This window comes from Stenotrophomonas sp. STEN063, from assembly GCF_056854515.1.
Genome location: NZ_JBXFWF010000009.1, coordinates 61,903 through 83,771 on the forward strand (window position 1 = coordinate 61,903; position 21,869 = coordinate 83,771).

Consider the following 21,869-nt stretch of genomic DNA (forward strand, 5'->3'; position numbering starts at 1 on the left):
GCCTCACTCCCCTTTCTTTGCGGATGCGGCGGCAGGCGCAAGTACCGGCCTGTTACTCCTGTCCACCGCAGTCACCTGCTGACCTTCACGCAGCAGATGGCCACCGGCGGCAACCACCCAATCCTCGGCCTTCAAGCCCGCCAACACCGGAACGCTTTCCGGGCCGTAGGCACCCAGCGTCACCGTACGCGCCTGCAGCTTGCCATCGGCCGGGTTCACCACCCACACGCTGGCCTGCTGCGGCTGCTTGCCCGCCTGCACCGCGGCCAGCGGCACGCTCATCACGCCTTGCTTGCCGTGGGCGATGAACACCCGCGCGCTCTGGCCCAGTTCAACCGTATCCAATGCATCGGCAGCCAGACTGACCCGCGCGGCATAGGTACGCGCCTGCGGATCGGCAGCGGCGGCGATCTCGCGGATGCTGCCCGACAGACGCTTGCCTTCCTGGTTCCACAACTCGACCTCGACCGCCTGGCCAACGCTGAAGTCGCGGATCGCACTTTCCGGCAATGCAATGGCGACTTCGCGTGCGCCGTCGGCGGCCATCGTGTAAATGGTCTGGCCGGCGGCAACCACCTGCCCGGCCTCGGCCTCGCGGCTGGCGATCATGCCGCCTTCCGGTGCATGCAGCTGGGCGTAGCCGGACTGGTTGCGCGCAACATCGAGGTTGGCCCGCGCCGCATCGGCCTGGCCCTGCGCCGCCTTCAAGGCCGCGGTCTGCGCATCCAGCGCCGACTGGCTGACCAGTTGCTGGCTGGCCAGCGTCTGGTAGCGCCGGTGCTCGTCGCGGGCACGCACCAGGTCAGCGTCGGCGGCAGCGAACTGTGCCTGCGCCGCACGTGCCTGCAGGTTGTAGTCGGCAACATCCAGTTCGGCCAGCAACTGTCCCTTGCTGACCCGCTGGCCGGCATCCACCTCACGCCGCAGCAGCTTGCCGCCGACGCGGAAGGACAGCGCGGTTTCCTCGCGCGCACGTACCTCCCCCGGATAGGCGCCGACCGCCACCCCGCCATTGCCGGCCGGGTGCTCCACCAACACGGGTACAGCATGCACAGGCACGGATTCGGGCTTGCCGCAGGCAGCAAGCAAGGGCAACAGCAGGCAACAGCCAATCCATCGAAGGTGGGTCATAAATAAGGTCGCTGACGCAAGGGGGAAGAGGGGACGGGGTTTCACCGCCATTACTAAACGCATCGGTATAGTATAAATATCGAACCAGCTGGTCTAGTATTACCGGATGTCTCCGAAAAAACCCTCCCCAGCGCCCGCCACGTCGGCGCAACGCAGTTCCGGTCCGGGTCGCCCCAAGGACCTGGGCAAGCGTGCGGCCATCCTGGACGCCGCCAAGGAGTTGTTCATCGAGCAGGGTTTCAACGGCGTCAGCATGGACGAGATTGCCGCCCGCGCCAGTGTTTCCAAGCTGACGGTCTACAGCCATTTTGGCGACAAGGACACCTTGTTCAGCGAGGCGATCCAGGCCAAGTGCGTGGAAATGATGCCCGATGAGCTGTTTGTCACCGACAACGAGGCACCGCTGCGCGGCCAGCTGCAGGGCATCGGCCACGCGTTTTTTGCCCTGATAAGCAGTGACGCGGCCATCGCCACCCAGCGCATGATGATGACTCCGGATACCGATGACCGGGTCCGGCAGATGTTCTGGCAGGCCGGCCCAGCCCGTACCGAATCCGCGCTCACCGAGTTCCTCGGCGCCCGTGTTGCCCGTGGCCAGCTGGACATCGACGACCTGCCCCTGGCATCCCGGCAGTTCTTCTGCCTGATCAAGGGCGAGGTCCACGCACATATGATGTGTGGCCTGTGCACCGCCCCGGACCAGCTCAATGTGGACGTGCATATTGCCGCCAGCGTTGATTTTTTCCTGCGCGCCTACGGTCCGCGCCCGCAAGCTGAATGAACCGGAGGTGCGAATGACTTCCGGCACTGCGTCCAACGCGGCCCTCGCCGCAATGTTGGACCCGTACTTTGTGTCTGGTAACCGGTAAAATGGCCGGCCCACTGCGCTGGAATGATGAGCTTCCCATGACGATCGATTACTCCCACGTCCGCGAAATGATGGTTGAACAGCAGATCCGGCCCTGGGATGTGCTGGAGGTCCGCGTGCTGGACGTACTGGCCCGCCTGCCGCGTGAAGCCTTCGTCGCTGAATCGCACCGCGCCCTGGCCTATGCCGATATCGAGCTGCCGCTGGGTCACGGCCAGAAGATGATGAAGCCGGTCATCGAAGGCCGGACCTTGCAGGCGCTGGATCTGCAGCCGACCGACGAAGTGCTGGAAATCGGCACCGGCAGCGGCTTCCTGAGCGCCTGCATGGGCCAGCTGGCCCGCGAAGTGCTGAGCCTGGAAATCCAGCCCGAACTGGCCGAGCGTGCCCGCCAGAACCTGGACGCCGCCAAGCTCGGCAGCAATGTCCGCATTGAAGTGGCCGATGGCCTGAATTGGCAGAGCCAGCGTCAGTTCGACGCCATCTGCATCACCGGTGCGGTAGAAACCATTCCGGTGGAACTGCTGAAGCTGCTGCGCAGCGGCGGCCGCCTGTTTGCCATCCGCGGCGTCTCGCCGGTGATGGAAGCGGTGCTGGTCCAGGCCGATGGCAGCACCGCCTCGCTGTTCGAAACCGATCTTGATTATCTGCAGGGCGCTGCGCCCGCACCGCAATTCCAACTCTAAAACCGTCCAAGGAAGCCGCAATGATCCGCCGATCCCTCACCCTTGCGCTGGCAGTCGCCCTCACTCCGCTGACTTCCCATGCCGCCGACCTGTTGCAGGTCTACGAAATGGCCCGCAACGGTGACACGCAGCTGGCTGCGGCCGAGTCCACCCGCCTGTTCGACAAGGAAGGCGCGGTACAGGCACGTGCCGCGTTGCTGCCGCAGATCGGCGGCGAGGCTTCCTTGAACCGTACCCGCACCAACTACGACGACATCAGCGGCAGCTCCACCTCCAAGACCCGCAGCTACGGCATCAACGGCAGCCAGACCCTGTTCAACTGGAGCCAGTTCGCCAACCTGCGCGCGCAGCGCGACGTCAGCAAAGCCGCCGACTTCACCCTGGAATCGGCAAATGATGAACTGGTGGTGCGTACCGCGACCACCTACTTCAACGTGCTGGTCGGCATTGAATCGCTGACTGCCGCCGAGACCAACGAAGCCGCTGCCAAGAAGCAGTTCGACTACGCCGACAAGCGCCTGGAAGTAGGCCTGGCACCGATCACCGACATGCACGAAGCCCGTGCCCAGTACGACCAGGCCCGCGCCAACACCATCCTTGCCCGCAATGCACTGGAAGACGCCTACCAGGCGCTGACCGAGCTGACCGGCCAGCCGGTGCGCGACGTGCGCGGCCTGCCGGTCGACTTCCGCCCGGAACTGCCGGCCAACCGCGGCAACGTCGACCAACTGGTCGCCGATGCGGTCTCGCGCAACCCGGCGCTGAAGGCGCAGGAGCTGCAGGTCAGCGCCGCCGAGTCCAACGTCTCCTCCGCCCGTGGCGGCCACTACCCGACCTTGTCGTTGGGCGGCAGCTGGGGCAAGAGTGCGCGTTGGGGCGACACCACCGGCAGCGGCACTGCTGCTCCGGATGCCACCACCAACTCGATCGGCCTGACCCTGAATGTGCCGATCTTCGCCGGTGGTGCCACCCAGTCCGGCGTGCGCCAGGCGCTGGCCCGTCGCGATATCGCCCAGGACACCTTCGAGCAGCAGAAGCGCGCCCTGGACCGCAATACCCGCAATGCCTACCAAGCGCTGGTGGCTGGTATCAGTGAAGTGGAAGCGCGTCGCCTGACCGTAGTCTCGGCACAAAGCGCCTACGACGCCTCGCAGGTCGGCCTGGAAGTCGGCACCCGTACCGTGCTGGACGTGGTGCAGAACCAGCGCACCCTGTTCCAGGCCCAGGTGGACTACGCTCAGTCCCGTTACAACTTCCTGCTGGCCCGCCTGCAGTTGAGCCAGGCCATCGGTGATCTGGAAATCAATGAGGTCCAGGACATCAACCGCCTGCTGACGGTGGATGCCGCTTCCAAGCTGCAGCCGAACAACGTGCAGTAACGCCGCGCAGAAGCGCAATACAGAAAGGCGGGCCTCGGCCCGCCTTTCTTGTTTCTGGAACACTGCTCGCGATCGCCTTCACCCGATCGGCTTCGCTTCTCTTTCTTTTGTAGGAGCGGTGTAAGCCGCGAAGCACGCACAGCATCAGCCCGCATTGGCGACAAGACTTCGAACACCGTCAGCTTCGCGGCTTACGCCGCTCCTACAACAAACCCGGCATACCCCGGGTGCACTGCGCTTAGCCGGGCTACGCAAGCGGCATCGCTTTTCTTTCTTTTGTGGGAGCGGCGTAAGCCGCGAAGCCGAAACATCATCAGATGGCACAGAAGCCCGAGGCTTCAGCCAGACCAGCTTCGCGGCTTACGCCGCTCCCACAGACAATCACCGCCATGGCAGCGGGTAAAGGGCTACGACGCAGGCTCACTCGCCGGTGGCAACTGCGGTGTGATCAACGCAATCGTATGCTCCAGCGCGCCACGGCCATTGGCGACCAGTGCACGTCCGGCCTGCACCATGCGCTCGCGCTCGGCCTCGTCCTGCAATAGACGCGACACCGCTGCACCCACTTCCGCCGCACCAGCACAGATGCACAGCGCTCCAGCCTCATCCATCCGCCGCGAGATCTCGGCGAAGTTATGCAGGTGCGGGCCGGTAACCGCGGCCGTACCCATTGCCGCCGGTTCCAGCAGATTGTGGCCGCCAATGGCCTGCAGGCTGCCACCGACGAATGCCACCTGCGCACAGGCATAGAACGCCATCAGCTCACCCAGGGTATCGATCACGAATACCTGCGCATCGGCACCCGGCCATTGCTGCGCCTTGCGCGTAGCCACACGCCAGCCCGGCTCGCGCGCCAATGCCTCGACCTTGGCAAAGCGCTCGGGGTGACGCGGCGCCCAAAGCAGCAAGGCATCAGGATGCTGCTTCAACAAGCGTGCATGGATCTCGATCACCGCCTGCTCTTCACCTTCGTGGGTACTGGCGGCGATCCATATCGGTCGCTTGGTCGCCACGTGCTGGTGGAATGCCTGCAGCACCGCCGTCGGATCTGGCGGATGAATATCAAATTTCAGATTGCCGAGGGCTTGCACCTGTTCGGGCAATGCGCCGAGCTCGACGAAACGTTCGGCGTCGGCCTGCGACTGTGCGGCGACGCAGGTCACCGTGCGCAGCGCGCGCCCAACCAGTGCCTTGAGCACGCGATAACCCTTCAACGAACGCGCCGACAGGCGCGCATTGAGGATGTACACCGGGATCTCACGATCACGGCATCCGAACAACATGTTCGGCCACAGCTCCGTCTCCAGGATCAGCGCCAGGCTGGGCTGGAAGTGTTCGAGGAAGCGACTGACGCTGCCGGGCACGTCATAGGGCAGATACACATGATCGACCGCATCACCCCACAACGCGCGCACCCGCTGCGAGCCGGTCGGGGTGATGGTGGTGATGATCCAACGGATATCCGGACGCTGCGCGCGCAGGGCATTGACCAGCGGCGCTGCCGCATTGACCTCGCCCACCGACACCGCGTGCAACCACACCCGCGGCTGGCTGCCACTGTCCGGGTACGAGGCGTAACGCTCGTCCCAGCGACGGAAATATTCGCGCACGCGAAACCCGCGCCACACCAGGTGATAGACGGTGATGGGCAGCAACAGATAGAGCACGGCGGAATAAACGCCGCGCAGCAGTAGCTCGATCGGATCCTTACGCATCGGCGAAGGATACGGGAGAACGCCGGAATTACGCGAGACGAAGACCCGCCTCGCCTCGCCTCCTCCCTTGCGCACAGCGCAGGGGAGGACTGAGGAGGGGTGCCGTTGCTTTTCGCCTCCTCCCTTGCGCAAAGCGCAGGGGAGGACCGGGGAGGGGGTGCCGTTGCTTCTCGCCTTCGCCCACTCCGCACCCTCCCCACCCACTCCAGCAAACTCCATCCACGCCCGCCATCATCCCCGTGGCTTAGAATCGACCCATGTCCGATTCACCCACTACCGCCACCCGGCCTTCGCTGCTGCAGCCACGTCACTGGCCCACCTTTGCCTGGCTAGGCATCGCCTTCATCGCCGCGCGCCTGCCGTGGATACTGCAACGTGCCCTGGGCCGCGGCATCGGCTGGCTGGCCCTGCACCTGGCTCGCAGCCGCCGCCATGCCGCCGAGGTCAACCTCAGGCTGTGTTTCCCGGAGCAGGACGAGGCCTGGCGGCAGCGGCTGCTGCGTGACAGCTTCGACGCACTCGGCGTGGGCATATTTGAATTTGCCCGTGCCTGGTGGGGCAAGATCGACGTGATCCGCCCGCAGGTGCAATGGGAAGGGCTGGAGCATCTCAAGGCACTGCAGGCCGAAGGGCGCGGCGTGCTGCTGGTATCAGGCCATTTCATGACCCTGGAAATGTGCGGCCGCCTGCTCTGTGATCACGTGCCGCTGGCCGGCATGTACCGCAAGTACCGCAACCCGGTGATGGAATGGGCGGTGAAGAGCGGCCGGCTGAAATACGCCTGCGCGATGTTCGCCAACGAAGACATCCGCGCCACCGTTCGTCACCTGAAGAAAGGCGGTTTTCTGTGGTACGCGCCGGATCAGGACATGCGCGGCAAGGACTCGGTCTTCGTGCCGTTCTTCGGCATGCAGGCCTCCACCATCACCGCCACCCACCAGTTCGCGCGGATGACCGGCTGTGCCGTGGTCCCCTACTTCCATCGGCGCGAAGGCAGCCGCTACGTGCTGAAGATCGCGCCGCCCCTGCCCGACTTCCCCACCGACGACCCGGTTGCCGACACCGCACAGGTCAACGCCGCCATCGAACAGATGGTGCGCGAAGCCCCGACCCAATACCTGTGGATCCACCGCCGCTTCAAGCGCCAGCCCGAAGGCCGCAGCCACTTCTACGACTGAAGCGGCTGCAGCTTCAGTCGCCTTGCTCGGCCAGCAAGGCGCCGGCATACAGTGCCGCCAGCAATACCGTCAGCCCACCCCAGAAGGCGGAGTAGAACGCCAAGTGGGTATTGAGCGGGAACACCGTCACCGCCAAGGCCAGCGCGGCCGGACGCGCCCGATCACGCGCCTGTGCTCCGGAATAGATCCAGGCACGCAGCGCCATTGCCGCACCGGCGATCCACAGCAACAATCCAAGCACACCGGTCTCGGCAAGGATCTCCAGCAGGATCTGGTGGGCATGCAGGGCCGGGCCTTCGCCCCATACCGGTTTCTGCTTAGGGTATGGGTTGCAGCCCGGATAGGCATCGCGGAAACCACGAGCACCGACACCGTTTATCGGGTGCTCGCGCACCATGCACAGCGCCGCCGACCAGATCTGACTGCGACCGGACAGCGCCTCATTGACCCCGCTGGCGCCGCCGCTGAACGCCATCGCGGTACGCGCAAAGCGCTCACGCACCTGAGCCGAGCCGGCCGTCAATGCGCCTATGCCGACAACGCCAGCCAGCATCACCAGCAGCATCCACTTGGCGCCCAACAAGCGCCAACCAGAGATCAGCAGGACCAGCGCATAGGTAATCAGTGAAGCCCGCGAACCAGCAAGCACCAGCACCACGCCGACCGCGGCGGCGCTCAGCAACCAGCCCCACCGTCCAAAACGTGCGCCGACAACGAACAGCAGGAGCGGTGACAGGCTGGCCAGCACCTGGCCGAATTTCAGATTGCACGGCCCGAAGACGCCGGGCAGGCGATCAGCCGCGGCAATCTCCTGCACGGTGCACAGGCCGTGCCCGCTACTCAGCCACTTGAGCTGATCCAGGCCCCAGAACAAGGGACTGGTCCCCAGTGCAGCCTGCAGCAAGGCATCGAGCGTCCACAACCCGGTGACCACCGCCAGGCCGGTAAAGGCGGTGCGGCGCCGCTGGTTGGTACCTACTGCGATGGCCACCAGCCACATGAAAGGCAGGTAGCGCAGCCCTGCGGCAACCTTGCCCCAGACTTTACCCGGGTCCTCGGCGCCTATCGCCGAGCCAAGCTGCGGCAACCAGTACGCACAGAACAGCACGCTGGTGAGTGCCAAGGCTGGTACGCCCAACAGGCTGCGGATGCCGTCGCCTTCTTTCAGCCGCAGCAAAAGCAAGCGCAGCACGGTGAACAAGGCCCCCAACACCAGCACCGACTCGGCGATACCCGGCAACGGCAACAGGGCGACGTAAGTGATGACCCAGATCGGCGCCCACCAGCCCGGCTGACGCGGTGCCACTGCATTAGGCCGATCAGTTACCAAGTTCTGCATAGACATCCAGGGTCGCGCGCTGCATGGACTGCAACGTATAGGGAATCCGTCGCGGAAGCGACGGTGGGTTCTGCAGCAGTTGCAGCACGCCTTGCGTCAGCTGCCGCAGGTCACCGTGTTGGACAGCGCCGGACGGCTGCAGCTGGTTGAGCAACTCACCCACGCCGCCATGGTTCCAGCCCACCACCGGACGACCTACCGACAGCGCTTCCAGCACAGTGCGGCCGAATGCCTCCGGCTTGTCCGACAACTGCAGAACCAGATCGCTGGCGGCGTAAGCCTCGGCAATACGGTTGGTGGGTTCACTCAGAACGACTTGAGCAGCTACACCCAGCGTCTGCGCCAACTGTTCCAGCTCGCGCACATAGGCTTCACGTCCGGGCTCGCGGACACCGGGCATCCACAACATTGCCGGTTGGCCTTCGCGTTGCAAGGCTGCCAACAGCTGCAAGGCATGCGCATGGCCCTTGAGGCGGGTGCCGCGCCCGGGCAACAACAACAACGGCGCCTGCGTGCCCAGCTGCGGATGCTGCGCGGCCACGGCCAGGCGCGGTCGACGGTCGCTGCGCTCCACGCGCGGGAACTGGGCCACGTCCACACCACGCGGTATCACCCGCAGTTTGGCCGGATCGGCATCTCGATAATGTTCAAGCAGATAGTCACGCACGGTCTGCGATACACAGATGACCCGCTCGCCGCTGGCCATGATGCCGCTGTAACGCCCGGGCGAGTTCAGCCCGTGCATGGTGGTCATCCAGTGCGGACGCTGGCTGGCTGGCATCCCTCGCAACGCATACCAGCCCAGCCAGGCCGGCAAGCGCGAACGGGCGTGCACGATGTCGGCGCCGGTTTCACTGAACAGGCGCCGCAGCGATGCCACGTGACGCAGGGTGAGCAGCGACTTGCGGCCGATGTCCAGGGTCAGGTGCTCGGCACCGCAGTCCAGCAGCGGTTGCACCAGGCGGCCACCCGCAGACACGACAATGGCCCGGTGGCCGGCAGCCACCAGTGCCGCTGCAATTTCCAGAGTGGAACGCTCGACGCCGCCGGAATGCAGCGCCGGCAGCAACTGCACCACCGTCAAACGGCGCATCGGTCAGCGATCAGTCGGCCAGTACGAATACCGAACCGCAATACGGGCAGGCAGCCTCGCCATTGGGTTCGTTCTCGATCGGCAGGTAAACCCGCGGGTGCGAGTTCCACAGCGCCATTTCCGGCGTCGGGCAGCTCAGCGGCAGGTCAGCGCGGTGCACGGTATAACGCTTCTCGGCGTTGGCGGGCGCGGTGGCGGTATGGCTCATGGCGTCATTCACAAAAAAAACGGGGCCGCGCAATTCTAGCAGCGCCGGGCCGATGCGGCCGCCTGGAAGCAGCGTGGATGCCAAAAAACCGGCCAGCGCCCCCCGCCACAAGCGGGGCAGTGCCGCCCTGCCCCGCCCCTGCTTCACTCTGCGCCGAGCGGGCAGTAGTCCTGCCGGCCAGAACCGCCGCGGAGGCCGCGGCCAACGCCCGGCGCCAGCGATGGCAGTCAGCAACGGGGCGGCCGCCGACCGCCCCTTGCCTGCTTGCCGGACGCCGTCGTTACTTGAAGTCCCCGGCGACAAACACGCTCAGCCGCTCCGGCTTGAGGTGTTTGCGGATGGCGGCGTTGACCTGTTCCACCGTCAATGCCTGATAGGCGGCATCGCGCTGTGCTTCAAACGTCATGTCACGGCCGTAGTACAGATGGCTGCTCAACAGCCCGGCGATGGCGCCATCGGCCGCCCGTGACTGCTCACGTGCCACCTTCTTCTCGGCCACCGCGCTGCGCAGTTCCTCCACGGTGATGCCATCGGCGACCAAGCGGGCCAGCTCCTCACGCAGCGCGGCCTCCAGCTTGCCCATGTTCTCCGGCGCGGCGATGGCCTGGATGCTCAGGCTGCCGTTGTCATCACGACCCACGCGACTTTCGTCGGCACTCAGCCCGGCACCGACGTTGTAACTGAGGCCATCCTTCTGGCGGATGCGATCGCCCAGCCGCGCCTTGAGCGGGTCACCACCGAGGATAGCGACGGCGATGTTCAGCGCCGGGAAGTCCGCATCGGCCAGGTTGATCGAGATGTTCTGCCGCGCCAGCAGTACCGCATTGGGCTTGTCAGGAGTGACGAAGCGTTCATGCGTGGCCGCGACATCCCGGTAGTGGGTGCTGATCGGCGCATAGGGTTTGGGCGACTTCCAGTCCGCGAACAAGGCCTGCAACTCGGCTTTCAATGCCACTGGATCGAAATCGCCAACCACCGCGATCTCACCTTCCGCAGTGCCGTAGAAGGCCTGATGATAGGCGCGTACGTCCTCCAGCTTGAGCGCCTTCAATCGGGCCAGTGACTCGTCGATCGATTGCACGTGCAGCGGGTGCCCAACCGGCCACGGATCGAAATACTGGCTCAAGGCCAGCGATGCCTGGGTTCCCGGCTCCTTGCGCTGGAACTCCAGCCCGGTGATCGCCTGCAGCCGCAGCTGTTCGAACTCGGCCGGCGGGAAGGCCGGGTGCCGCAATACATCGGCCGCCAGCCGCAGCGCCTCGACCAGGCTTTCGCGCTTGCCGTTCAGGCCGATGCTGGCACTTTGCATACCGCCACTCACCTGCGCCTGGGTGTTGAGTGCATCAAAGCGGGCCGCGATCTGGCCGCGATCCAGGCGCGTGCTGCCCGCCATCAACATCGGTCCGACCCAGCTACCGGCCTCGCCGTGCCCGGTAATGAGCTGCTCGTCGGCGAAGCGGAAGGTGGCGGTCAACACCACCGTCTGCCCACGATTGCGCTTGGGCAGCAATGAAACCCGCAGGCCATCGCCGATGACAAAACTCTCTGTACGCGCGGCGATGTTCTCGACACTGGGGTCGAAGGCCTCACCGGCGCTGACGGCGGCACGGCCCTTGTAGCCCTCCACCAGGCTTGCTACTGCCGGTGCCGCGGGAATCACCGCACGATCCGGCGCAGCGGTAGGTACAAAGCGGCCGAGCGTTCGGTTCTGCGGCTTCAGATACGCCGCTGCAACACGATTCACGTCGGCAGCAGTCACCCCTTCGATGGCATCGCGCTGCACGAACAGCAAGCGCCAATCGCCGGCGGCCTGGTATTCGGACAAGGCCATCGCCATCGCGTTGACGTCGCTGGCGCGCTTGTCGATGGCATTGCCGATACGCTGCTTGGCGGCAGTCACTTCCGCGTCGGTGACCGGCGCCGAGCCGATGGCCTCCGCCTGTTTCAGCAACTCGGCCTCCACCTTGCCCGGGTCGCCATCCTTGGGCAGCACCGACACCAGGGTGAACAAACCCGGATCATGCAGGGTTTCGCTGCTGGCGCCGGCAAAGGCCGCCAACTTGGTTTCCATCATCGCCTTGTAAAGACGGCCATTGGGGTTGTCCCCCAACACATTCCCCAGCACCGCCAGTGGCGCGCTGTCGGCCTGGGCCAACGCTGGCACGTGATAGCTGGCGGCAATCAGCGACAGATCGCTGCTGCGCCGCACGCTGACTTCACGCTCACCGTCCTGCACCGGTTCAACGGTGTGGAACGTGGGCTTGGTCCGCGTGGGCTTCTTCAGCGGTGCGAAATGCGCGGCAACCCGTGCCAGCACCTGCTCGTTGTCGATGCGGCCAGCGACGATCAACAAGGCATTGTCCGGTTGGTACCAGGTGCGGTAGAACGCCTGCAGGTTCTCGATCGGTACGTTTTCCACGTCCGAGCGCGCGCCAATCGGCATGTTGGCGTAGTTGTGCCAATCAAAAGCCACCGAGCGCATGCGCTTCATCAGCACGCCGATCGGGCTGTTGTCGCCTGCTTCCATTTCATTGCGGACAACCGTCATCTCGCTGTCCAGGTCGGACTTGGCCACCTTGGCATTGAGCATGCGGTCGGCCTCCATCCCCAGCACCCAATCCAGGGTGTCGGCATTGGCCGGGAACGAAGCGAAGTAATTGGTGCGATCCAATGAGGTCGTCGCGTTCTTGCTGATCCCGCGCCTCTGCATTTCCGCCGGGATATCCGGGTGCCTGGGCGTGCCCTTGAACATCAGGTGCTCAAGCAGATGCGCCATGCCGGTCTCGCCGTAGTTTTCATGCAGCGAGCCAACGCCGTAGACCAGATTGACGGTAACGGTTGGCTTGCTGGCATCGGCAAACAACAGCACGCGCAGGCCATTCTGCAAACGGTACTCACACACACCCTCGACGCAGGGGCCGGCCTGCACACTGGCGGGCACCGTCGCCACGACCGGCTTTGCCTGCGCCACTGGCATCAATACCAAGCAAAGCGCCATAGCCAAGCCAGTACACGGAAGCTTCATCATCGGAATCCAGTCCTCATCAATACTCGATCAACGCACAAACCCATACGCGTGGTGCTCCCGACGTTGCGTCGAATGCGGCCAGGCCCCAGCGCCAATCATCGCAAAACCCGACGATACTGTGACGCCATACCAGAGAACCCGGCATCTGCATGCATCCAATCGGGACGACTCCGCAATCAGTGCAACCACCAGCCATCAGCGCCCGCCCAACCAGCCCCCGAACGAATACATGGGCTGCAGCAAACGATCACTCAACGGTTCCCGCTCGCCGGTAACCTGCGCATGCAGCATCATGCCCGGCTTGAGGGGCTCCAAGCGGCCATGGGCCACGATCGCCTGGTTGGCCAACTCGACGGTCACGCGATAGAAGGCCTCCTTCATTGCGGGCAGCTCCACCGCGGAACTGGCCTCCTCACTGTCAACCGCCGTCCGACTGATGTGCGCGATGGTGCCCTGCTGCGTGCCGAACTTCTGGTGCGGAAATGCCTGATAGCGCAACACTACCCGATCACCAGGTGCCATTGCCCCGATCGCACGCCCCGGCACCATCAACTCGGCCTCGAGCCGACCATCGCCGGGCAGCAGGCTGAGCAGCGGCTGGCCTGGCTGCACCGATTGCCCCGGCTTGACCATCCGTGCAACCACGACACCATCTACCGGTGCTTTCACCAGCAACGCAGCACTGGCTTCGTTCTCAACCTGATCCAGGCGCAACTGCGCCAGATGTTCCGCGTAGGTGGCGTCATTGGCCTTCTGCCGCCCAGGCAACTCCTGCATGGCTTGCTTCAGCTGCGCGATCAGACGCTGCGTGGTGGCTTGCTGCCGGCGTAACGCCTGCAACTGCACTGTGTACTCCAGCAGCAGCGCCTCCTGCTGCTCGGCGGCGGCAAGGCCCGCGGGGGATGCCGCTTCGAATTCCCGGCGTCGGGTCAACACATCGCCGGCGAGCCGTATCTGCTCCCGCCGCGTAGCCACCTCAAGTGCGATCTGCTGCGCCTCGGCACGGGCTGCCTGCATCTGCTCATGCAGGCCTGTTGCCTGCGCCGCCAACTGCTCCTTGAACGCATCGCGTGCCAGCACGAAACTTTGCTCTTTCTGCTGCAGGCCATGCTCAAGCGCCAGGTTGGCGTCACCCAGTTCCGGCATCGCGCGTGGTGCAGCAACCAACGCCAACGTATCGCCTTCGACCACACGTTTGCCGTCGTCAGCATCCAGCCAGCGCACAACCCCTCCCGTCGGCGCCAACACCGTAGCCATTCCCTGTACCGGCACCAGCCGGCCAACCACCACTGCGTCCTCATTGCCACCGCGGATGGCAAACGTCATCGCCGCGACAGCCAACAGCACGGATGTACCCGCTGAATACAGGCACAGTTTTGCGGGCCGCTTGAATTCCATCCATGACCACCAGCGATGATCGACAGCCTGCAGTTTTTCATTCGGTTCGGTTTGCGCCACGCCTGCACCAACGGCTCAACACTTAGGAAATAAACCAATCAATCTGTCAGCGTTATACCAACGACTAACCACCATCAATCAGCGCCAGCGCAGCAGCCTAACGACATCGCGCCGCGCCAGCGGGCGATGCAATTTACATTGGCAAAAGTCGTCAATATCGATGACGAGTTTCGTTCCGATAATCCACGGACGTAATGAACATTGACAATAAGTCTTTGCCGACTGCGCAAGCTCGCAATGGCTTAGGCTTTTGGTCGGCTCTCATGGTCAACGCTCGAGGAGAAATTTATGCATGACCATCTGGGAATCCGCATCCGCAAAGCGCGGAGAAAGATGAAGATGACGCAGGCGGAGTTGGCAGGCCAACTGAAGGTAAGCCGTAGCGCGGTGGGAAACTGGGAGAGCCCGACGGGCATATCGCCCAGCACGATGCGTTTGATTACCATTGCCCTGGTGACGGATGTTTCGTTTGAATGGTTGGCGACGGGGCGAGGTGAACTGGATGCGGTCGCTGCTGCGCTACCCGGTGAGAATGCGGAGCTGGTGGACGATCCATCGGAGCGGAGGTTGCTGCTGGCCTATCGGTCCTGCCGTGCAGCTACCCGCAAACTGGTATTGCAGATAGTGGAGGCACAGAAGATTCCACAGTTCTGATGCCTGGCGGCGACCGGGAATTCAATCGGCGCCGCCTGTCCGACACACATGCCATTGCTTGTGGGAGCTGTGTAAACCGCGAAGCTGGCATTGTTGAAGTATCAGGCGATTTTTCGATCTGATGAGCCACCTGCTTCGCGGCTGACGCCGCTCCCACAAGAGATCAGCGACCTCGCTCACCCGCAAAAACAAAGCCGGCGCAAGGCCGGCTCTGCTTTGACGCATGCGGGTTGGCAATCAACCCGCGCGGTCGGCTTCCATCTGCTTGCGGATCTGCGCATCGACCGCGGCAATCGCGGTCATGTTCAGCACGCGGCGCGAGCTGGCGCTGCTGGTGAGGATGTGCACCGGCTTGGTCATGCCCATCAGGATCGGGCCGATCGCCACGCCATTGGTGAACACGCGCACCAGGTTGTAGGCGATGTTGGCCGCTTCCAGGTTGGGCAGCACGAACAGGTTGGCACGGCCCTTGAGCGTGCTGTTGGGCAGCAGCTTCTCGCGCAGTGCTTCATCCCATGCGGTGTCGCCCTGCATTTCGCCGTCCACATTCAAGCGCGGGTTGCGCTTGAGCAGCGCCTCACGTACCTGACGCATCTTCAGCGCGTCCTTGGAATCGTGGCTACCGAAGTTGGAATGCGACAGCAGCGCGATCTTCGGCTCGATGCCGAACAGCTTCATGCGATATGCCGCCTGCAGGGTCGACTCGACGATCTGCTCGACGCTCGGGTCTTCCTGCACATGCGTGTCGACGAAGAAGAACACGCCCTGGTTGTTGATCACGCCGGTCATCGCCGAGGTCGAGCTGACCTTGGCTTCCAGCGGAATCACGCTGCGCACATAGCCCAGCTTCTTGTGGAAGCGGCCGACCAGGCCAGACAACATCGCATCGGCCTCACCGCGGGCAACCATCACCGCCGCGATAAGGGTCGGACGCGAACGCATCAGGTTCTTGGCGGCAGCCACGGTGACGCCCTTGCGGCCGGTCATCTCGTGGTAGTACTGCCAGTACTCGTTGAAGCGCGGGTCGTCATTGATGTTGGTGATTTCGAAATCGACACCGGCACGCATGCGCAGCGCCAGCCGCTCGATGCGGGCCTCGATCACGTCCGGACGGCCGATCAGGATCGGGAAGGCAACACCTTCGTCGATCACGTTCTGCACCGCCTGCAGCACCACTTCTTCTTCGCCCTCGGCGTAGACCACACGCTGCTTGTCCGAGCGCGCACGGTCATAGACCGGCTTCATGAACAGGCTGGTGCGGTAGACGAACTGGGCCAGCTTGTCGCGGTAGGCGCCCATGTCGGCGATCGGGCGGGTAGCAACGCCCGAATCCATCGCGGCCTGGGCCACGGCGGAGGACAGCTCCACCAGCAGGCGGCGGTCGAACGGACGCGGGATCACGTAGTCGCGGCCGAAGCTGGGCACGTCACCGCCGTAGGCGGCGCCCAGGTCGGAGGCTTCCTTGCGGGCCAGCGCGGCAATCGCGCGCACGCAGGCAACCTTCATTTCTTCGTTGATGGTGGTCGCGCCCACGTCCAGCGCACCGCGGAACAGGTACGGGAAGCACAGCGCGTTGTTGACCTGGTTCGGGTAGTCCGAACGGCCGGTGCCCATGATCACGTCCGAGCGCACCGAATTGGCGTCTTCCGGCAGGATTTCCGGGTAGGGGTTGGCCAGGGCGAAGATCACCGGGTCACGCGCCATGCTGGCGACCATGTCCTTGGTGAGGATGCCGCCGGCCGACAGGCCCAGGAAGATGTCTGCGCCGTCGACGATCTCGGCCAGCGTGCGCTTGTCGGTATCGCGGGCGTAGCGGGCCTTTTCCGGGTCCAGGTCGGTACGACCGGTGTGGATCACGCCATCGCGGTCATAGGCCAGGATGTTTTCCGGCTTCAAACCCAGCGAAACCAGCATGTTGACGCAGGAGATACCCGCCGCGCCCATGCCGGTGGTGGCCAGCTTGACCTCTTCGATCTTCTTGCCGGTGATGCACATGGCATTGAGCACGGCGGCGCCGACGATGATCGCGGTGCCGTGCTGGTCATCATGGAATACCGGGATGTTCATCCGCTCGCGCAGCTTGCGCTCGACGATGAAGCACTCCGGTGCCTTGATGTCTTCCAGGTTGATGCCGCCGAAGGTCGGCTCCAGCGAGGCGATGATCTCGACCAGCTTGTCGGGGTCGTTCTCGTTGACTTCAATGTCGAACACATCGATGCCGGCGAACTTCTGGAACAGCACACCCTTGCCTTCCATCACCGGCTTGCCGGCCAGCGGGCCGATATTGCCCAGGCCCAGCACCGCGGTGCCATTGGTGATCACGCCGACCAGATTGCCGCGTGCGGTCATCTCGCTGGCCATGGCCGGGTCTTCCATGATCGCTTCGCAGGCATGGGCCACACCCGGCGAATACGCCAGCGACAGGTCACGCTGGGTCAACATGGGCTTGGTAGCCACCACCTTGATCTTGCCGGGCGGCGACATCCGGTGATATTCGAGGGCGGCCTGCTTGAAATCTTCGTTGGACATCGAGTTGTGAGCGCTAATGGGCAAGAAGGACGGGAGATGATAACGCCGTTAAGGCAGTTGGACCTGTCGCTACGCTGTCGCATTCATGCTGCAACCGCACAATTCCAAGCCTTCCACACCGCTGCGTGCACGCAAGTTTCAGCCATGAGCATGACAAGCTCGGGACGCCAAAAAAGTCGCGGGGCCGCCTGCTCGGTGGCGAGCCCCGCGCAAAAACGCACACACAGGTAAACCTCAGGCCTTGACCGAGGGGGACGGAGGCAGCTCCGACGGCTCTGCACCGTCCAGCACCAGACGCAGGCGCTGCCGGTCCAGCGCGCCCTCCCAGCGCGAAACCACCACGGTTGCCACGGCATTGCCGATGAAATTGGTCAATGAGCGGCATTCACTCATGAAACGATCCACGCCCAGAATCAATGCCATGCCGGCCACCGGAACCTCCGGCACTACCGCCAAGGTGGCCGCCAGGGTGATGAAACCCGCGCCGGTGACCCCGGCCGCGCCCTTGGAGCTGAGCATGGCGACCAGCAACAGCGCTATCTGGTGGCCCAGGCTCAGCTCGGTATTGGTCGCTTGAGCGATGAACAGCGCCGCCAGCGTCATATAGATGTTGGTGCCATCCAGGTTGAACGAGTAACCGGTTGGCACGACCAGGCCCACGACGGACTTGCTGCAACCGGCCTTTTCCATTTTCTCCATCAACGACGGCAGCGCCGACTCCGACGAGGAGGTACCCAGCACCAGCAACAGCTCGGCCTTGAGGTAGCGGGCCAGCTTGACTACCGAGAACCCGCAAAGGCGTGCCACCGCCCCAAGGATCACCACCACGAACAGCAGCGAGGTCAGGTAGAACGCGCCCACCAACCAGGCCAGATTGACCAGCGAAGCGATGCCGTACTTGCCGATGGTGAAGGCGATTGCGCCAAACGCACCGATCGGTGCGGCTCGCATCAGCAGGTGGACCAACTTGAACACCGGCGTGGTCAGCGCATCCAGCAGCGCCAATACCGGCCGCCCTTTCTCGCCGACCGAGGCCAGGGCGATACCAAACAGTACCGCCACGAACAGCACCTGCAGGATGTTGTCGCCCACGAACGGACTGACAAGGGTCTTGGGAATGATGTCCAAAGCGAAGCCAACCAGGCTCAGCTCGTGCGAGCGCTGCACGTATCCATCCACCGCGCTCTGGTCCAGATCAGCCGGATTGATGTTCATGCCGGCGCCGGGCTGGACCACGTGCGCCACCACCATGCCGACCACCAGCGCCAGGGTGGAGAAAAACATGAAGTAGGCCATTGCCTTGGCAAATACCCGGCCGACGCTGCGCAGGTGGGTCATGCCGGCAATGCCGGTGACGATGGTCAGGAAGATCACCGGCGCGATGATCATCTTCACCAACTTGATGAAGGCATCACCCAACGGCTTCAGCTGCTCGGCGAACACCGGCTCGAAATGGCCCAGCAGCACGCCCAGCGCGATCGCGACCAGCACCTGCACGTAAAGCTGGCGATACAGCGGCAGCCGCGCATGCGGGCTGGCAACAATGGCGGAAGTGGCATGCACAGCAGGAAACCTCGGATATTCGCTACTGGAGGTTTTTTACGCGCCAAAGCGCGCGTCGCCGATAACGCATTGGTGTTACTGCGGAGCACACCAGCGGTGCCGGATCAGCGTTTTCGGACCAATCACACCAATAACCGGACAAGACCTATGGTCGCTCGCCGCAGCCCTGCCGGACCATCGCAGCCATGCCCTTCTTTCCTACACATCGGCGCCGCATGCGCTGGCTGCTGCCGCTCGCCGCCGCGCTCGCCATCGCTGCGATCAGCCTGGCTGCGCTGCGCCATTTCGAGCGCAGCAGCCTTGCCAGCGATGCTGCACGGGCGGCAACCCAGCTGCACCTGCATGGCGAGGCTCTGCAGGCACTCATCGAACGCCACCGGGTGCTGCCGGCGGTGCTGGCGCTGGACCCGGATGTACGCAATGCACTGGCGCGGACGACGATAAGCCGTGCCGAGCTGGACCGCCTGAATCGCAAGCTCGAACGCGTCAATGGCGTGGCCGCTACCTCGACCCTGACCCTGCTGGACCGCAATGGCGTGGCCCTGGCCGCCAGCAACTGGCGCATGCCCCGCAGCAACAATGTCGGCAATGACTACCAGTTCCGCCCCTATTTCCGCCAGGCGATGCACGAGGGCAGCGGCACTTTCTATGCCGAGGGCATCACCACCGCCATGCCCGGCTATTTCCTGTCCGAGGCGGTGCGCGACGAGAGCGGCAATCCAGTCGGCGTGGTGGTGGTCAAGGTCATCCTGCGACCACTGGAGCAGACCTGGGCGGATACCACCGACACGGTGTTCGTCAGTGACAGCAATGGCGTGATCTTCCTGTCCAGCCATCGGCCATGGCGCTATTTCGCCCTGCAGGAACTGGATGACGACGTCCGCCAAGAACTGCTGCGCACCCGCCAGTACACCCATCTGCCAAAGCAGCTGCTGCAACATTCGCCAGGCAAGCGGCTGGGGCCGAACCAGCAGTTGGTGAAGCTGCCCGATGCAGGTGAGGTCATCTGGGTCTCGCAGCCGCTGCCGCATCAGCGCTGGAACCTGCACCTGCTGCGCAGCACGGCAAACAGCAGCAATAGCGCGCGCACCTTCGCCGGTGCGGTGATGGCCAGCCTGATTGCCGTGCTTCTGCTCGGCTATGGGCTGTGGCAGCGGCAACGGCTGGCACGCCTGCGCGAGCGCAGCCGACGCGAGCTCGAACAACTGGTCGAGCTCCACGCGTTGGAGCTGCGCACCGCCCAGGACGGCATCGTGCATGCTGCCCATGCAGCCGATTACGGCGAGTGCGCCAGCCTGCAGCACCTGCCACAAGGTGTCTGCGTGGTCGATGCACAGCTCAACCTGGTGGCCTGGAACCGCCGCTACATCGAGCTGTTCCGGTTCCCACCGGGTTTGATCCAGGTTGGCCGTCCGATCGCTGACGTCTTCCACTACAACGCGCGCCGTGGCCTGCTCGGCCCCGGCCCGGTCGAGGAAGCCATCGAGCGCCGACTCAACCACCTGCGCTCCGCCACCCCGCACATGCATGAGCGCGAAAGCGGCGACGGCAACGTCATCGAGATCCGCGGCAATCCTTTGCCGGATGGCGGCTTCGTCACCAGCTATACCGATATCACCGCCTACCGTAACGCTGCCCGCGACCTGCGTTCACTGGCCGACACACTCAGCCTGCGGGTCAGCGAACGCACCCACGACCTGGCCGGTGCCAAACGAGACGCCGAAGAAGCCAACCAGGCCAAGACGCGTTTGGTTGCCGCCGCCGTGCACGACCTGCTGCAGCCGCTGAATGCCGCGCGCATGTTCCTGTCGGCGCTGCGCAGCCGCCTGCCCGATGCCGCAAGTCGCGACATCGCGGACAACGTCGACAATGCATTGACCGCGCAGGATGGCATCCTGACCAGCCTGCTCGACATCTCGCGTCTGGAATCGGGCGCACTTGAGAAGCGGGTCGGCGACTTCGCGCTGGAACCACTACTGGAAGCACTGAGCATCGAATTCGGCATTCTGGCAAATGCACGCGGGCTGCTGGTCAACCATGTAACCACCACTGCGGTGGTGCGCAGCGACGAGGCCCTGCTACGACGGATCCTGCAGAACCTGCTGTCCAACGCCGTGCGCTATACCCGCAGCGGTCGCATTCTGATCGGTTGTCGCCGCGATGGCGAGCAGCTGCGCATCGAAGTACATGACACCGGCACCGGTATACCGGAAGCACGCCAGCGGGAGATTTTCGAGGAGTTCCGTCGGCTCGACAACGCCGGCAGCGAAGAGCCCGGCGCCGGCCTTGGCCTTGCCATCGTCGATCGCATCGCCCACCTGCTGGATCACCGCATCGGCCTGCGTTCCACGCCCGGGCGCGGCAGCGTGTTCTCGGTCACCCTGCCACGCGGCGACGTCGGCTGCGGCACGCTGCCGGTAAGCCCGCCGGAGGAGCCGCAGATGGATTCCCTGCTGGCAGGATGCCGGGTCTGGTGCATCGACGATGACCCACGCATCAGCCTGGCCACCCGCCTGCTGCTGGAACGCTGGGGCTGCCAGGTCGAGTTCGCCGGTGGCGTCGATGCGGCGCAGGCGGCGACGCGCGCCGACAATATCCCTGATCTATTGCTGTTGGACGTCCGCATGGGCGACATCAGCGGCCCCGCCCTGTTGCCACTGCTGGTGGAGCGCTGGGGCAGCGAGCCAGGCGTGATCCTGTTCACCGCCGAGCAGGACCCCGACCTGCGCGAGCTCGCCCGCAACCGCCACTGGGGCTTCGTCTCCAAACAGGCGCGAACCGCAGCATTGCGTTCGCTGATGACACATCTGTATCAGCGTGGAAGTTGAAGCCGCACAGCAAGCTAGAGACGAGCCATGCTCGGCTGGAGCATTACCGATAAACCGTTACCTGTAGAGCCGAGCCATGCTCGGCTGGAGCATTGCCGACAAACCGTCACCTGTAGTGCCGGGGGGGCGGCGGGCGGGGGAGGGGGGGGGGGGGGGCGGGCCCGGCCCGGGCGGCGGGTCGGGCGGGGCGCTCGGGCCGGCGCGGGGGGCGG

15 protein-coding genes are annotated in these 21,869 nt (G+C 64.2%); 6 read left to right on the plus strand and 9 right to left on the minus strand.

The window, feature by feature from the left end; genetic code table 11:
- Positions 1-3 precede the first annotated feature (3 nt).
- Positions 4-1,131 carry an efflux RND transporter periplasmic adaptor subunit gene (locus tag AC1VWL_RS04270; RefSeq protein WP_482985881.1) on the minus strand — a complete coding sequence of 376 codons (1,128 nt, stop codon included), beginning with the start codon at positions 1,129-1,131 and terminating at the stop codon, positions 4-6.
- Positions 1,132-1,237: 106 nt separating this feature from the next.
- On the opposite strand from AC1VWL_RS04270, the gene AC1VWL_RS04275 reads away from it, so the two are divergent.
- The 3 genes from AC1VWL_RS04275 to AC1VWL_RS04285 all read left to right on the plus strand — a co-directional run bounded on the left by AC1VWL_RS04275 (position 1,238) and on the right by AC1VWL_RS04285 (position 4,064).
- Positions 1,238-1,912, plus strand: a complete 675-nt coding sequence (locus tag AC1VWL_RS04275) for a TetR/AcrR family transcriptional regulator (RefSeq protein WP_482985882.1) — start codon at positions 1,238-1,240, stop codon at positions 1,910-1,912.
- A gap of 125 nt (positions 1,913-2,037) precedes the next feature.
- Entirely contained in the window at positions 2,038-2,685 is a 648-nt protein-coding gene (locus tag AC1VWL_RS04280) for a protein-L-isoaspartate O-methyltransferase family protein (protein WP_481534444.1), read from the plus strand.
- Between the two features lie 20 nt (positions 2,686-2,705).
- Positions 2,706-4,064, plus strand: coding sequence for a TolC family outer membrane protein (locus AC1VWL_RS04285; RefSeq protein WP_481534445.1), 1,359 nt, complete (start codon positions 2,706-2,708; stop codon positions 4,062-4,064).
- A gap of 407 nt (positions 4,065-4,471) precedes the next feature.
- Here the strand turns inward: AC1VWL_RS04285 and waaA are convergent, their stop codons facing one another.
- Positions 4,472-5,779: a lipid IV(A) 3-deoxy-D-manno-octulosonic acid transferase gene (gene waaA, locus AC1VWL_RS04290; RefSeq protein WP_482985883.1), complete on the minus strand. Its 1,308-nt coding sequence runs from the start codon at positions 5,777-5,779 to the stop codon at positions 4,472-4,474.
- Positions 5,780-6,036: 257 nt separating this feature from the next.
- Here waaA and AC1VWL_RS04295 point away from each other — a divergent pair, with 257 nt between their 5' ends.
- On the plus strand, positions 6,037-6,957 hold the full coding sequence (locus AC1VWL_RS04295; RefSeq protein ID WP_481534447.1) for an LpxL/LpxP family Kdo(2)-lipid IV(A) lauroyl/palmitoleoyl acyltransferase: 921 nt from the start codon (positions 6,037-6,039) through the stop codon (positions 6,955-6,957).
- Between the two features lie 13 nt (positions 6,958-6,970).
- On the opposite strand, the gene AC1VWL_RS04300 is transcribed toward AC1VWL_RS04295, so the two are convergent.
- The 5 genes from AC1VWL_RS04300 to AC1VWL_RS04320 all read right to left on the minus strand — a co-directional run bounded on the left by AC1VWL_RS04300 (position 6,971) and on the right by AC1VWL_RS04320 (position 13,972).
- Positions 6,971-8,296, minus strand: coding sequence for an O-antigen ligase family protein (locus AC1VWL_RS04300; protein ID WP_482985884.1), 1,326 nt, complete (start codon positions 8,294-8,296; stop codon positions 6,971-6,973).
- Positions 8,277-9,389: a glycosyltransferase gene (locus AC1VWL_RS04305; protein ID WP_482985885.1), complete on the minus strand. Its 1,113-nt coding sequence runs from the start codon at positions 9,387-9,389 to the stop codon at positions 8,277-8,279. The genes AC1VWL_RS04300 and AC1VWL_RS04305 overlap by 20 nt, the downstream gene beginning before the upstream one ends.
- 10 nt (positions 9,390-9,399) lie before the next feature.
- A complete protein-coding gene (locus AC1VWL_RS04310; RefSeq protein ID WP_282267169.1) occupies positions 9,400-9,597 on the minus strand; it encodes a zinc-finger domain-containing protein in 198 nt (65 codons plus the stop codon).
- Positions 9,598-9,877: 280 nt separating this feature from the next.
- Positions 9,878-12,622, minus strand: coding sequence for a M16 family metallopeptidase (locus tag AC1VWL_RS04315; protein ID WP_482985886.1), 2,745 nt, complete (start codon positions 12,620-12,622; stop codon positions 9,878-9,880).
- Between the two features lie 198 nt (positions 12,623-12,820).
- On the minus strand, positions 12,821-13,972 hold the full coding sequence (locus tag AC1VWL_RS04320; RefSeq protein WP_482985887.1) for an HlyD family secretion protein: 1,152 nt from the start codon (positions 13,970-13,972) through the stop codon (positions 12,821-12,823).
- 399 nt (positions 13,973-14,371) lie between these two features.
- On the opposite strand from AC1VWL_RS04320, the gene AC1VWL_RS04325 reads away from it, so the two are divergent.
- A complete protein-coding gene (locus tag AC1VWL_RS04325) occupies positions 14,372-14,737 on the plus strand; it encodes a helix-turn-helix transcriptional regulator (protein WP_296251386.1) in 366 nt (121 codons plus the stop codon).
- Between the two features lie 237 nt (positions 14,738-14,974).
- Here the strand turns inward: AC1VWL_RS04325 and AC1VWL_RS04330 are convergent, their stop codons facing one another.
- Both AC1VWL_RS04330 and AC1VWL_RS04335 read right to left on the minus strand, forming a co-directional pair.
- Positions 14,975-17,266: an NADP-dependent malic enzyme gene (locus tag AC1VWL_RS04330; RefSeq protein WP_482985888.1), complete on the minus strand. Its 2,292-nt coding sequence runs from the start codon at positions 17,264-17,266 to the stop codon at positions 14,975-14,977.
- A gap of 234 nt (positions 17,267-17,500) precedes the next feature.
- The gene (locus AC1VWL_RS04335; protein ID WP_482985890.1) at positions 17,501-18,811 is read right to left on the minus strand and encodes a dicarboxylate/amino acid:cation symporter; all 1,311 of its coding nucleotides are present in this window, start codon (positions 18,809-18,811) and stop codon (positions 17,501-17,503) included.
- Between the two features lie 203 nt (positions 18,812-19,014).
- On the opposite strand from AC1VWL_RS04335, the gene AC1VWL_RS04340 reads away from it, so the two are divergent.
- Positions 19,015-21,657, plus strand: a complete 2,643-nt coding sequence (locus AC1VWL_RS04340) for a hybrid sensor histidine kinase/response regulator (protein ID WP_482985889.1) — start codon at positions 19,015-19,017, stop codon at positions 21,655-21,657.
- The last annotated feature ends 212 nt before the right edge of the window (positions 21,658-21,869 follow it).